Below are 12,757 nucleotides of genomic sequence, written 5' to 3' on the forward strand. Positions count from 1 at the left end.
TGCAATAGCCTCACTGTTCATCATCACGGCAAGATACTGATCATGCGCTCTCCTCTCTCCCGCCAGACACAGACTGAACTGCTGCCTCCCGCTGCGGTCGTGCTCGCCATGATCTCCATCACAACCGGCGTCTCCTTCGCCAGAACCCTGTTTCCGCTGATCGGATCTTCCGCTACGACGGTCCTGCGGCTTGGCCTCGCCTCAATCATTCTCTCCGTCATCATGCGTATCTGGCGGATCAGGATACCCCTCCGCACCCTGCCCGCGATTCTTCCTTACGGAATGTCCCTCGGGATCATGAATCTGGCATTTTATACGGCCATTTCACGCATTCCTCTCGGCATCGCCCTCGCTGTGGAATTCATGGGACCACTGGTTCTTGCCGTTTCCTTCTCCCGCAACAAAAGCGATTTTCTATGGACCGGACTGGCTGTCATCGGTCTGTTTCTTCTGCTGCCGTTACGGCATGACCCGCATCCCGTCGATCCGACAGGCATGATTTTTGCGCTCGGCGCAGGCGTATGCTGGGCGATCTATATTCTGGCGGGCAAGAGAGCAGGAGCCGCTTTCGGAACTCACGCGCCTACTCTGGGGATGATGGTCGGCACCCTGACAATCCTTCCTTTCGGCATCACCCAGTTCGGAAGTCAGTTGCTGCATCCCCACGTCATCTGGAATGCTCTGGCGCTGGCTGTTCTCTCAAGCGCGCTCCCCTACTCGCTGGAGATGTACGCGCTCCGCCGCCTGCCGACAAAAACCTTCAGCGTGCTGACCAGTGGCGAACCCGCTGTCGGCGCCATCATGGGCATGCTCCTGCTCGGCGAGCATCTGCCTCTTCCTGACTGGCTTGGCATCGCCGCCATCGTGACGGCATCCCTTGGCACAACGGTCATGAGTCGAAGAAAAACCATTTGATCGATCTGAGCATTCAGCGGTCAGAAGATGGTTTACTCACGCTGACCGATTCATTGCTGCGCCCCTGACGCAAGGCATGACCATCTGTCTGCTATCCATGACAGAACATCTCACAGCCCAGCCTATCCGTGATACGGAAAACCATTTTTATTAACTGGAGTTTTTGTGCAGTCACAGACAAACGGAATATGCCTTCCCATTCACAACTCCGCCCACTCCCGAACAAGGTTATGATAGATCGCCGTCAATCCAAGAACAGCGGGATAGTCATCGGGCGGATCCCTCCGCACCTCAATGATGAATTGGTCAAAATTATAAAGCAGTGTTGTTTTTCCATTATCTTTCACCATTGACTGCGTCCAGAAAAATGAAGACCAACGACTGCCACGCGTAACGGGAGCCACTGAATGCAGGCTTGTGGCCGGATACAGCATCAGATCACCCGCTGGAAATTTTACCTTGACTGCCGTATGTATCTTCAATCACAAGCTCTCCACCGTCATACTCCTCCGGATTACCGAGAGACAGCGTGGAGGAAACATCCGCCCATATCCAAAAACCCGTTCCCGGCAAGGGATGGATCGCATTATCGACATGCGTCTGAAACCGCATCCCTTCATCATAACGGTTGAACAGAGGCGGAAAAACATGCAACGGCGAGGCGGCTGTCGTGAACAGCACACTGCGTCCCAAGACTTCCGAGAACAATATCCCCCAGAGCCCTGCAGAATCTGGAGATTGTATTTCGCGCTATAGCTCCCCTCATTACACGAAACAAAAAAAAGCACGGCCCAGAACGAGCCGTGCTTCTACAGGTGACTGTCTCAAGAACAGTCGTCCTGATCAGCGTCCTTCTTTACTACAGGACAAAGGCTGGCACACTCGCGACAGGAGCCAGACCGGCTCCGTCCGCCTCCTCCTGCGCCAGTACAGGATCATCCGCCAGCCCTTCCCCATGGATGCCCGCGAGTACCCACAGCGCATCCACGCCTACGTTCGCAGCCCCACGAATATCGGTCGCCAGCGCATCGCCCGCCGCCAGAATGCGATCCTTCGGAATATCTCCCAACAGTTCGAAAACGGGCTCATAAACAGGAGCAAAAGGCTTGCCGATCCACTGGACAACGCCACCTTTCTGCTCATAGGCGCGCGCCAGAAGACCGGCACAGATCAGCCGCACGCCATCTCGCATTACTTCCATGTCCGGGTTGGCGCAGATCATCGGCAGATCGCGCACGGCACAGGCCGAAAGGATCTCCAGATAGGGCTCCAGCTCCGTCTGCCCCCGACGCTCGTCCGGTCCCGTATTCAACACGAATGTCGCATCCGCCGGGTTGCTGACAAGCTCCACCCCCAGCCCTTCGAACATCGACAGGTCATGCTGACCACCAATATGAAACACCCGCTTGCCAAGGGTTTTCACCCACGGCCATGCCTGCGCCACGGACGGGTCAGTGCATCCGGCAAGAACGCGCCAGGTCACTTCGCCGCTGGTGATGATTCCATCATACAGCGCGCCATCCACTCCCATCGCCGTCAACTGGCCGCGAATGATCGCAGCCGGTCGCGGCGCATTGGACAGCAGCACAATTCGCTTGCCCTGCTTTTTCAGCGCGCGGAGGCAGTCGATCACACCCGGAAACGGCCGCACTCCGTTATGCACGGTCCCCCAGAGATCGACGATAAAACCATCATATCGATCCAGCAGCGGGGCAATGCCCTGAAGCGCCTCAATCTTCCGCTGACTCACAGGTCGGCTCCCTTCAGATCACCAATCGATTCAACACCCTGCTCCCGCAGGATGGACAGCACTTCACGCTTGAGGCGACCCACAAGAGCCGGACCCTCATACGCAAAGGCGGAATAGACCTGCACCAGATCAGCCCCGGCACGGATACGGTCCACCACGTCCGCACCGGATTCGATCCCGCCACAACCGATCAACGCCAGACGCCCGTCAACAAGACGCGCCACATCCCGCAGCATGGCCAGCGCACGTTCCCGGAGGGGACGCCCAGAAAGCCCACCTGCCTCTCCGGCAAAACGGCTACGAAGCGTCGCCGGACGAGCCAGTGTCGTGTTGCTGATGATCAGACCATCCGCCCCACCCGCAACGGCAGCCTCCACGATCGGTCCGATTTCCTCCTCGGCGAGGTCAGGCGCCAGCTTGATCAGCAAAGGCGGCCGCTCCTCATGCGCGGCGGAGATCGCGGCCAGCAGCCCCACCAGACGCTCCGCTCCCTGAAGCGAGCGCAGTCCCGGCGTATTGGGAGAAGACAGGTTCAGCACGATATAATCAGCATAATGCTTCACCCGCCGGATCAGGTCCGGGTAATCCTTTTCAGGGTCAGCGCCGACCTTGTTGATGCCGAGATTGGCGCCGACCGGCACACCGGGATGATATCCCTTGCCGCGCTGCAATTTTGCCAGACGCACGGCAAACCGGTCGATCCCGTCATTGTTGAAGCCCATGCGATTGATGACCGCACGGTCTTCATCCAGCCGGAACAGACGCGGTTTCGGGTTGCCTGCCTGCGGACGCGGCGTCACAGTTCCGGCCTCGACAAACCCGAAACCAATCCGCGCCAGAGGACGGATGACACGGCCATTCTTGTCGAAACCGGCCGCCATGCCGACAGGGTTGGGAAACCGCATGCCCAGTGTGCGCACAGCCAGCGCCGGGTCATCCTTCAGGCGTCTGGCCGGAACGCCGACGCCAAGCGACAGGGCATCGATGGCAAGCGTGTGGGCCTGCTCAGGGTCGAGCTTCCTGACGAGCGGAAGCATGGGAGAAATCAGGATATCAGTCAGGTCTTTCATGGCGCGGATGCTGCCTGATCAGCGACCGTCTGAAAAGAGCAACCCGATGAAGGCTGGCCTCCATCCGGCGCTCTGCTGTCCGTATTACACACCCAGCCGTCCACGCTCGCGACAACCGGAACCCTGTGTTCGTTTTACCGTGCCAGGATCAAGCTGACAGCATCCCTTTGCAGGAAAGACAGACCCCACAAGGCAAAAAAAAAAACGGAAACACCTTTCGATGTTTCCGTTTTCGTATTTGCCTGACGCGGCTTTCGCGCAGCTTATTTGGAAACCGCCCCCACGCCTATCAGCACCAGCGCAAAAAGCACCACGCAGGCGATCACAGCGATAAAGAACAGGATTTTCGCCATGCCCGCAGCGGCGCTGGAGATGCCTCCAAACCCGAACAGGCCCGCGATAACCGAAACAATCAGAAAAAACAGAGCCAGCCTCAGCACGTCTCTTCTCCTATGGTGAGAATGTATTCCCACCGTAAACAGTTGCTGCACGAACCGGTTGCATGAAAAACTGAACCTGAGGGGAAAAACTTTTCAGAAACCGGTGATTACACCCCCCGATAGCCTTACCGACGCGCCAGCCACGCCCCCAGCACACCCCCAAGCAGCAGGGCGGCGCCCACAGCCAGCCGGGGCGTATCGACGGTCACATCGCGTAATACGTCACAGCCATCTTCAAGAAGATCGTTCAGGCGCGGACCTGTCGCACCGGCGCTGTCAGATCCCATATCCTGTAGACGATCTATACCACTTTCCAGAGTATAGTCGCTCTCATCCAACTGTCCGCCAGCCATAGCCTTCTCCTCTTCCAGACTTCAGGATACGCACCCTGCTTCCAGTTCCTCGCCGGGTCACGTGTCGGGTTATATCTCCGCCGCCTGCCAGTAAGGTGTATCACCCGGATCTTCCTCACCCGCGATCAGACTCCTCAGGCGACCGGCCAGAGCCCGCAGCGCCGGGGAAGACGGGTCACGCGGACGCTGCCCCACCCTGAGATCCCCTCTCACCGATGCCGGTTTCCCCGCCAGCACAATGATACGGTCCGCCAGCAACAGTGCCTCGTCAATGTCATGGGTCACAAACAGCACGGTTTTTCCTGTTTTCTGCCAGATCGCCAGCAGTTCCGTCTGAAGACTCTTTCTCGTGATCGCGTCCAGCGCCCCAAAAGGCTCATCCATGAGTAGCAGATCAGGATTGACCGTCAGCGCCCGCGCAACGCCCACGCGCTGTCGCTGCCCCCCGGAAAGCTGGCGCGGCCAGCGGGCTGCCTCGCCAGAAAGCCCAACCAGCTCCAGCGCCCGTTGCGCTCGCTCATGGCGCTCGCCCCGACTGAGACCCAGCCCTTCCAGACCAAGCTCAACATTGTCCCGCACAGTCCGCCAAGGCATCAGCCGCGCATCCTGAAACACCAGCGCGGAGCGTCGGTTCCCGGTCTGCTGTTCGCGCGCGGTCGACAGCACCGTCGCGCCTTCCGTCGGCGGGATCAACCCCATGATCACACGCAGAAGAGTCGATTTTCCCACACCGGACGGCCCGAGAACCGCAACGAACTGCCCCGCCTCGATCTCAAGATCGACATGGCGGAAAATGAAACTCTTCCCGCCATCGTGAGAAAGACCAGCATCCTGCACACGCACCAGAGATGTCATGTCACTCATCCCTGCCACCTCAGCAACCGATCACGCACCAGACCAAACAGAAAATCCGTCAGGGCGTAGAGACCGGCCATCGTAATCATATAGACAACCACAATATCCGTCGCGAGAAGACTGGAAGCCTGCATCATGCGCGCCCCCACTCCCGGCACGCCAAACAGCTCCGCCGCCACAACCGACATCCATCCCTGCCCGAGTCCCGTGCGGAGACCAGCCAGCAGGCCCGGCATGGCGGCAGGCAACGTCACAAAACGAAGCCGCGCGAGAAAACCACGATGTCCGAAAGCGGCGGCCACTTCATACAGTTCCTGATCCACCGATTTCACGGCCCCATAGGCGGCGTAGAAATTGATCCAGAAAACCGAAACAGCGATGACGAAAGTCGCGCCCACATTATTCAGGCCGAACCAGAGAATGGCGAACGGCACCCAGGCCAGTCCCGGTATCGGGCGCAGCAACCTCACGATACCGCCTGTCAGCGCATCAACGAGCGGCAGGGAAGCACAGACAAGTCCCGCGCCAGCGCCCAGAACAGAACCGATAAGCAACCCGGCGACATAGTGAACAAGACTGTCCCTGATGGCCTGTGTCCAGAAACCACCTGATACTTCTGCAACAAAAGCCGCCCACAGTTCGGTTGGAGCAGGAAGCAGACCGGGGGGAACGAGATGAAACTGCACTGACGCCTGCCAGATTGCCAGCAGCAGCAGCAGACCCACGGCGCCAAGACCTGCCCGGCCTCCGGCGCGTATACGCAAACCATTCATCCCAAACCCTCTAATCCCGCGCTTACGGCGCAGGCTGACGCCACATCTTCAAATCGAACAGATCATCTACCGGTACCGCCGAGCGCAGAACACCCTGCTGCACCTCAAAATCCTGAAGCGCCTTCACACCGGGAATGATTTTTTCAGGGTCGGACACGAACTGCGCGGCTGAATTTTTCAGAGCCTGCTCGATCACGGCAGGCTTCATCAGGCCACCTCCCAGAGCTTTCGCCACAAAAGGCGCCGCCTCTTCCGGGTGTGCTGCAATCAGGTTTGTCCCCTTGACGAACAGCGACGTGAGCTTGCCTGACCAGACGGCGTGCTCCGCTGAATTCGGGCTGACCACAGCCAGAACCGATCCAGGCTGCCCCGGCAGCAGATCATGACCTGTCGCCAGAATACGGGCTTCCGGAACGCGGGCCTTGATAATGGTCAGAGCAGGCTCACGCAGGATTGCGGCATCAACCGCCTGCGCCAGAAACGCCTGCTGCGCCGCATCAATATCAATCCCGACGATATCAACGCTGGAAAGATCCTGCCCTTCCTGCGCCTTCAGCCAATATCGCAGCACCGTATCCGGCACGGAGCCCGTCGGCTGCGCCGCGATCTTGGGTTTACGGCCAGCCGCTTTCGTGAAGTCCGCGATACGCGCCGTAAGCTGCTCTTTTGTCAGACCGCCGGGTTTTCCGGCATCAAGCCCGTCGGCGAGCTTGCCGCGTGAGATCACCGACAGTTCCTCAATGGCCCCGCTGGCGACAACCTTGACATCCACGCCGCGTGATTTGACCTGTAACAGCGGCAGGACACCGGCGACATAAGCGTCAATACGCCCTGCAACGAGCGCCTGTATGGCCTGAGGACCGGAAGTAAACCTGACCAGTTCCAGATCCAGTCCGGCCGACTTCGCCCATCCCTCTCCATCCACGACAAACAGTGCCGAAGATCCGAGAACAGGAATATAACCAACGCGAACCGGGGCGGCGGTCGCTGCCTGAGCAACGGCAAGTGTCATGCCGGCAGCCGCGAACGCAGCGGTTGCCAGCCTTCTGAATTGATTCCGAAACGCCATAAACATCCCCTGTCGGCAAGTGCATCATATCAAGATTTGCAAAGCTAGCACTCCGGCGAGCGCTCAACAACAATATAAACATGAAATATCGTTATTTTAAATTATCACTATTTTATTTTGTATTATAGTGTTGGCGTTTGAAACGCAACGCGCGAAACTGGCATTGGAAACGACCAGCCGTGGGGATCACGACAAGCTCCCCGCACAGCTCTCAGCCCGTCATTCAGGCAAAAAAAAACCGGCCCCAAGGACCGGTTTTCCAGACTGAGATGGCTCAGGCAGCCAGATCAGCTTCTTCGTGAGCAACCGGACGCGGACCGCTGTCCTGCCCCTTCGCATTCACATCACGATCAACCAGCTCGATCACAGCCATGTCAGCCGCATCGCCATAACGGATGCCAGCCTTCAGAACGCGGGTGTAACCACCCGTGCGGGCCTTGTAGCGATCAGCCACAGCCGAGAACAGCTTGCTGACAATCGTGTCATCACGCAGCTGGGCATAAGCCTGACGACGAGCATGCAGATCACCACGCTTGCCGAGCGTGATCAGCTTCTCGACAACCGGGCGAAGTTCTTTCGCCTTCGGCAGGGTCGTTGTGATCTGTTCGTGCTTGATGAGCGCAACTGCCATGTTGCGGAACATCGCTGCACGATGGGTGGAGGTAACGCCGAGCTTCCGACCGGCAACACCATGACGCATTGTTAAGTCTCCTGTTGTCGCGGATCAGAAGGGCTCGTCGAGCCGCTTCGCCAGATCCTCAATATTCTCCGGCGGCCACGCCGGAACATTCATGCCAAGTGAAAGTCCCATGGTGGTGAGGACTTCCTTGATCTCGTTCAGTGATTTACGACCAAAGTTCGGTGTACGGAGCATTTCCTGCTCGGTCTTCTGAACCAGATCGCCGATATAGATGATGTTGTCGTTCTTCAGGCAGTTCGCCGAACGCACCGACAGCTCAAGCTCATCAACCTTGCGCAGCAGGTTGCGGTTGAACGGCAGGTCATCCTGCGGCTCCGTCGTGACGACAGGGCGCGGCTCATCAAAGTTGATGAAGAGCTGCAACTGGTCCTGAAGAATACGCGCCGCCAGAGCGACAGCATCCTCAGGCGTCACCGCGCCATTCGTCTCAACCGTCAGCAGCAGGCGGTCATAGTCGGTCACCTGACCCACGCGGGTCGGCTCAACCTTGTAGGACACGCGCTTTACCGGCGAGTAGATCGCGTCGATGGGGATAAGCCCGATCGGTGCGTCTTCCGGACGGTTCGCCGCAGCCGGAACATAGCCTTTGCCGATGTTCACGGTGAATTCCATACCCAGCTTCTCACCCTCATCGAGGGTGCAGATCACCAGATCCGGATTCATGATCTCGATGCCGTGGCCTGTCTGGATCTGACCAGCCTTGACTTCGCCCGGTCCGGTCGCCGTCAGCACCATGCGCTTCGGGCCCTCACCATGCATACTGAGAGCGAGCTGCTTGATGTTCAGGACGATGTCGGTCACGTCTTCACGCACGCCCGGCACGGCCGAGAATTCATGCAGAACGCCGTCAATCTGGATCGCGGTGATCGCCGCGCCCTGAAGGGAAGAAAGAAGAACGCGACGGAGAGCATTCCCGAGCGTCATACCAAAGCCGCGTTCCAGCGGTTCGGCAACGATCGTCGCCACGCGAGACGGGACGGAGCCGGGTTCGACTTCCAGCTTCTCCGGCTTGATCAGGGATTGCCAGTTTTTCTGGAGCACCAAGGTCTCGGCCTTTCAATAAGGGGGCCGCAACAAGACGGCGGAAACCCCGACCGAAAGCCGGGGCAACTTCAGTAAAGACCCTGCCCAGGAAAATGGTGATCCACCTTCCGGAACAGGAACCTCAATCAGACGCGACGACGCTTGCGCGGGCGGCAGCCGTTGTGCGGCACCGGCGTCAGATCGCGAATCGATGCGATCTGGAAACCGACAGCCTGAAGAGCACGCAGAGCGCTCTCACGTCCCGAACCCGGACCCGACACTTCGATGTCCAGCGTTTCCATGCCGTGTTCGCGAGCCTTGCGGCCTGCGTCTTCTGCAGCAACCTGAGCCGCATACGGTGTGGACTTACGCGAACCCTTGAAACCCTGCGCACCAGCGGAAGACCATGCAATGGCATTTCCCTGGGCGTCGGAAATCGTGATCATCGTGTTGTTGAACGTGGAGAGCACATGCGCCACGCCCGAGATAATGTTCTTGCGTTCTTTCTTGCGGATACGCGGTGCAGCGGCCTTCGCCATGTCTGTCGCCTTGCCTTTTCACTGTAAGGGCGGATTAAGCCCGCCCGGCAACTATCGGCACAAAACCGACAGATACCTGAATTGTCTGATACGCCCGCAGGCGTACTGATTAACGCGCTACTTTCTTCTTGCCGGCGATGGCAACAGCCTTACCCTTACGGGTGCGCGCATTGGTATGCGTCCGCTGTCCATGCACAGGCAGGCCACGACGATGGCGAAGGCCACGGTAGCAACCGAGATCCATGAGACGCTTGATGTTCATCGCAACTTCACGACGGAGGTCACCCTCGACGCGGTAGTCGTTGTCGATGGTCTCACGAATCTTCATGATTTCATCGTCGCTCAGCTCGTTGACGCGCTTCGCGTCAGGCAAGCCAAGGTTCTTGCAGATTTCCTGCGCCTTTGTCTGACCGATGCCGTAAATATACTGCAGTCCGATCACAACACGTTTGTTCGTTGGGATATTAACGCCGGCAATACGCGCCACGCCACACACTCCTAGTCCGCCCGACTGCGCGTCCGGCGTTGATTCGAATTAGTTTGCCGCCCTTTTGATCGCCAGGCGACCATGCGGTCCAGAGCGCGCGCAATAGACCGGGCAGGTATGAAGAGTCAATCCAGATAGATCACTTTTGCGTGAGCTTCTCGACTTCAGTCATCGTTGAGTCGATCTGCTTGCTCACCTCATCGATAGGCGCCATGCCATCAATGAACGCAACCATCACCTTTTCCTCATAGTAAGGCAGGAGAGGCAGCGTCTCGTTCCGATAGGCGGTCAGACGGGATGTCACCGTCTCGCGGTTGTCATCCGCCCGTCGTATGAACTCATGTGAGCCGCAGAGATCGCATGTGTCCGCCACTTTTGTAGGCTTGGACACATCATTGTAGCTCGCGCCACATTTGGCGCAGGAGAAGCGTCCGGCGATACGATCAGCCAGAGCGTGCTCATCCACTTCCAGCATCAGAACGACGTCAATCTTGCGGGAGATGCGTGCAAGCACAACGTCCAGAGCCTCAGCCTGCGCCACCGTCCGCGGAAAACCGTCCAGAATGAAGCCCTTGGCGCAGTCCTGCTGCTGGATGCGGGATTCCAGCATGCTCACGATGATGGCGTCCGGGACAAGCTTTCCGGCATCCATCAGCGATTTCGCTTCACGCCCGATATCGGAACCAGCCTTTACTTCGGCCCGAAGCATATCGCCCGTCGAAATCTGGGCAATTCCATAACGCGCCTCAAGCCGCTTGGACTGGGTCCCTTTTCCCGCGCCCGGCGGGCCAAGAAAAATAATGTTCATTTGCGGACGATCCTCCGATTGGAGCTGTTCTTTCGATTGCGTTGGATCAGCCCCTGATACTGGTGCGCCACCAGATGAGACTGAATCTGGGTAACCGTATCGATTGTCACCGATACGATGATGATCAGGCTTGTACCACCAAAATAGAAGGGCACATTATAGCGGCTGATCAGGATCTGGGGCAGCAGGCAGACTGCGACAAGATAAAGCGCGCCGATTGTCGTAAGCCGCGTCAGAATCCCGTCGAAATAGGCTGCTGTTGAGGCGCCCGGACGAATTCCCGGGATAAACCCGCTCTGTTTGCGCAGATTATCAGCCGTCTCTTCCGGATTGAACGTTACCGCCGCATAAAAATACGAGAAGAAGACGATCATAAGAGCATAGAATAGCATGTAGAGCGGCTGCCCCTGTCCGAGAGACTGCCCCAGAAACGACAGCCAGCCCGGCATCCCTTTTCCGTTCATGAAACCCGCGATTGTCACGGGGATCAGAAGCACCGAAGAGGCGAAGATCGGCGGGATCACTCCGGCTGTATTCACCTTCAGCGGCATATGCGTCGATTCGCCACCGAAAACACGGTTGCCCATCTGACGCTTGGGATACTGGATCACGACACGCCGCTGCGCCTGCTCCATGAACACGATGAAGACGATCGTGAGCGCCGCCAGCGCCAGAAAGATCAGCACAAAGAACGGCGAGAGAGCGCCGGTATATCCAAGCTGGAAAAGTGTCGCCAGAGCATGCGGCAGGTTGGCAACGATACCCGCGAAAATGATCAGCGAGATTCCGTTCCCTACGCCCCGTGACGTGATCTGCTCGCCGAGCCACATCAGGAACATCGTTCCGCCAACCAGCGTAAAGACGCAGGAGACAAGAAAGAACAGTCCTGGACTGACCACGGCCGATCCGGCTGAGGAACTCATCCGCTCAAGACCGACAGCAATGCCATAGGCCTGAAAGAACGCGATCGCGACCGTCAGGTAACGGGTATACTGATTGAGTTTCTTCCGTCCATGCTCGCCCTCTTTCTTGAGAGCTTCCATCGAGGGAATGGCGGTCGACATCAACTGAATGATGATCGAGGCCGAGATGTAGGGCATGATATTCAGGGCGAACACGGTCATGCGCCCAAGAGCGCCGCCTGTGAACATGTCGAACATGCCCAGAATACCACCCTGATGCTGGGCCAGAAGCTGCCCCATCACCTTCGCGTCAATGCCCGGGACAGGGATATAGGTGCCCAGACGATAAACGATCAGCGCTCCCAGCGTGAACCAGATCCGCTTCTTGAGTTCCGTCGCTTTGGCGAAGGAGCCCAGATTGAAATTGGCCGCGAGTTGCTCAGCCGCCGAGGCCATACGCCTGTCCTTTCACAAAAAACAGCGCCACCGCAAAGCGGGGCGCTGTCGTGGCAGACACCAACGCCTGCAAATCAAACCTACATAACAGAAAGACAGAAATGATCCTGTCTTCCCAATCATGTCAGGAAGCCGGGGTGGCTTCTTTCCGAGCTGCGACAAGCGTCTTCACAGATCCGCCAGCCTTCTCGACAGCTGCGATCGCCGATGCGGAAGCACCAGAAACCTCAACCGTCACGGCCCGGGAAATCTCACCGTCAGCAAGCAGGCGGATACCGGCATACTTGCCCGTACCAACCAGACCAGCCTTGCGAAGAGCTTCCTCATTGATCACCGATCCGGCTTCAAGCTTACCGTCAACAATGGCCTTCTCAAGTGTACCGAGGTTCACCGGAGCATAGACCTTGCGGAAGATATTCTTGAATCCCCGCTTCGGCATACGACGATACAGCGGAAGCTGACCACCCTCGAAGCCATTCAGGGAGACACCCTCACGAGCCTTCTGACCTTTTACGCCCTTACCCGAGGTCTTGCCCTTACCAGAGCCGATACCACGTCCAAGGCGCTTTTTGCGATAACGAGAACCCTCGTTATCGCGGAGTTCATGAAGTTTCATT

Annotated in this window: 17 protein-coding genes; 1 reads left to right on the forward strand and 16 read right to left on the reverse strand. The window is 57.9% G+C overall.

Going from position 1 to position 12,757, the window contains the following annotated elements:
• Positions 1 to 42: 42 nt before the first annotated feature.
• Entirely contained in the window at positions 43 to 915 is an 873-nt protein-coding gene (locus tag LKE90_RS11205; protein WP_291493407.1) for an EamA family transporter, read from the forward strand.
• A gap of 200 nt (positions 916 to 1,115) precedes the next feature.
• Here LKE90_RS11205 and LKE90_RS16555 read toward each other — a convergent pair whose 3' ends face one another.
• The 16 genes from LKE90_RS16555 to rplO all read right to left on the reverse strand — a co-directional run bounded on the left by LKE90_RS16555 (position 1,116) and on the right by rplO (position 12,756).
• On the reverse strand, positions 1,116 to 1,265 hold the full coding sequence (locus LKE90_RS16555) for a hypothetical protein (RefSeq protein ID WP_407066092.1): 150 nt from the start codon (positions 1,263 to 1,265) through the stop codon (positions 1,116 to 1,118).
• 88 nt (positions 1,266 to 1,353) lie between these two features.
• Positions 1,354 to 1,596 carry a hypothetical protein gene (locus LKE90_RS16560; protein WP_407066093.1) on the reverse strand — a complete coding sequence of 81 codons (243 nt, stop codon included), beginning with the start codon at positions 1,594 to 1,596 and terminating at the stop codon, positions 1,354 to 1,356.
• 178 nt (positions 1,597 to 1,774) lie between these two features.
• A complete protein-coding gene (locus LKE90_RS11215; protein ID WP_291493409.1) occupies positions 1,775 to 2,665 on the reverse strand; it encodes a TIGR01459 family HAD-type hydrolase in 891 nt (296 codons plus the stop codon).
• A complete protein-coding gene (locus LKE90_RS11220; RefSeq protein WP_291493411.1) occupies positions 2,662 to 3,735 on the reverse strand; it encodes a quinone-dependent dihydroorotate dehydrogenase in 1,074 nt (357 codons plus the stop codon). Before LKE90_RS11220 ends, LKE90_RS11215 begins: the two co-directional genes overlap by 4 nt.
• A 263-nt stretch (positions 3,736 to 3,998) precedes the next feature.
• On the reverse strand, positions 3,999 to 4,175 hold the full coding sequence (locus tag LKE90_RS11225; protein ID WP_291493413.1) for a DUF1328 domain-containing protein: 177 nt from the start codon (positions 4,173 to 4,175) through the stop codon (positions 3,999 to 4,001).
• A gap of 125 nt (positions 4,176 to 4,300) precedes the next feature.
• Complete coding sequence (locus tag LKE90_RS11230) at positions 4,301 to 4,528, reverse strand: hypothetical protein (protein ID WP_291493415.1); 228 nt, start codon at positions 4,526 to 4,528, stop codon at positions 4,301 to 4,303.
• A 69-nt stretch (positions 4,529 to 4,597) separates the two neighbouring features.
• The gene (locus LKE90_RS11235; RefSeq protein WP_291493417.1) at positions 4,598 to 5,392 is read right to left on the reverse strand and encodes an ABC transporter ATP-binding protein; all 795 of its coding nucleotides are present in this window, start codon (positions 5,390 to 5,392) and stop codon (positions 4,598 to 4,600) included.
• A complete protein-coding gene (locus tag LKE90_RS11240; protein WP_291493419.1) occupies positions 5,389 to 6,156 on the reverse strand; it encodes an ABC transporter permease in 768 nt (255 codons plus the stop codon). The genes LKE90_RS11235 and LKE90_RS11240 overlap by 4 nt, the downstream gene beginning before the upstream one ends.
• Positions 6,157 to 6,178: 22 nt before the next feature.
• Positions 6,179 to 7,168 carry an ABC transporter substrate-binding protein gene (locus LKE90_RS11245; RefSeq protein WP_291493420.1) on the reverse strand — a complete coding sequence of 330 codons (990 nt, stop codon included), beginning with the start codon at positions 7,166 to 7,168 and terminating at the stop codon, positions 6,179 to 6,181.
• Positions 7,169 to 7,499: 331 nt separating this feature from the next.
• Positions 7,500 to 7,925 (reverse strand): 50S ribosomal protein L17, encoded by a 426-nt coding sequence (gene rplQ, locus LKE90_RS11250; RefSeq protein ID WP_291493422.1) that lies wholly within the window; start codon positions 7,923 to 7,925, stop codon positions 7,500 to 7,502.
• Between the two features lie 24 nt (positions 7,926 to 7,949).
• Positions 7,950 to 8,969: a DNA-directed RNA polymerase subunit alpha gene (locus LKE90_RS11255; RefSeq protein WP_173573636.1), complete on the reverse strand. Its 1,020-nt coding sequence runs from the start codon at positions 8,967 to 8,969 to the stop codon at positions 7,950 to 7,952.
• Positions 8,970 to 9,094: 125 nt separating this feature from the next.
• Positions 9,095 to 9,487, reverse strand: a complete 393-nt coding sequence (gene rpsK, locus LKE90_RS11260; RefSeq protein ID WP_010666031.1) for a 30S ribosomal protein S11 — start codon at positions 9,485 to 9,487, stop codon at positions 9,095 to 9,097.
• Between the two features lie 109 nt (positions 9,488 to 9,596).
• Complete coding sequence (gene rpsM / locus LKE90_RS11265) at positions 9,597 to 9,974, reverse strand: 30S ribosomal protein S13 (RefSeq protein WP_291493425.1); 378 nt, start codon at positions 9,972 to 9,974, stop codon at positions 9,597 to 9,599.
• Between the two features lie 139 nt (positions 9,975 to 10,113).
• Positions 10,114 to 10,782 carry an adenylate kinase gene (locus LKE90_RS11270; RefSeq protein ID WP_291493427.1) on the reverse strand — a complete coding sequence of 223 codons (669 nt, stop codon included), beginning with the start codon at positions 10,780 to 10,782 and terminating at the stop codon, positions 10,114 to 10,116.
• Positions 10,779 to 12,140 carry a preprotein translocase subunit SecY gene (secY, locus tag LKE90_RS11275; RefSeq protein WP_291493429.1) on the reverse strand — a complete coding sequence of 454 codons (1,362 nt, stop codon included), beginning with the start codon at positions 12,138 to 12,140 and terminating at the stop codon, positions 10,779 to 10,781. Before secY ends, LKE90_RS11270 begins: the two co-directional genes overlap by 4 nt.
• 124 nt (positions 12,141 to 12,264) lie before the next feature.
• Positions 12,265 to 12,756 carry a 50S ribosomal protein L15 gene (gene rplO, locus LKE90_RS11280; RefSeq protein ID WP_291493430.1) on the reverse strand — a complete coding sequence of 164 codons (492 nt, stop codon included), beginning with the start codon at positions 12,754 to 12,756 and terminating at the stop codon, positions 12,265 to 12,267.
• Between the last annotated feature and the right edge of the window lies 1 nt (position 12,757).

This window comes from Acetobacter sp. (genome assembly GCF_022483985.1).
Taxonomy (GTDB): Bacteria; Pseudomonadota; Alphaproteobacteria; order Acetobacterales; family Acetobacteraceae; genus Acetobacter.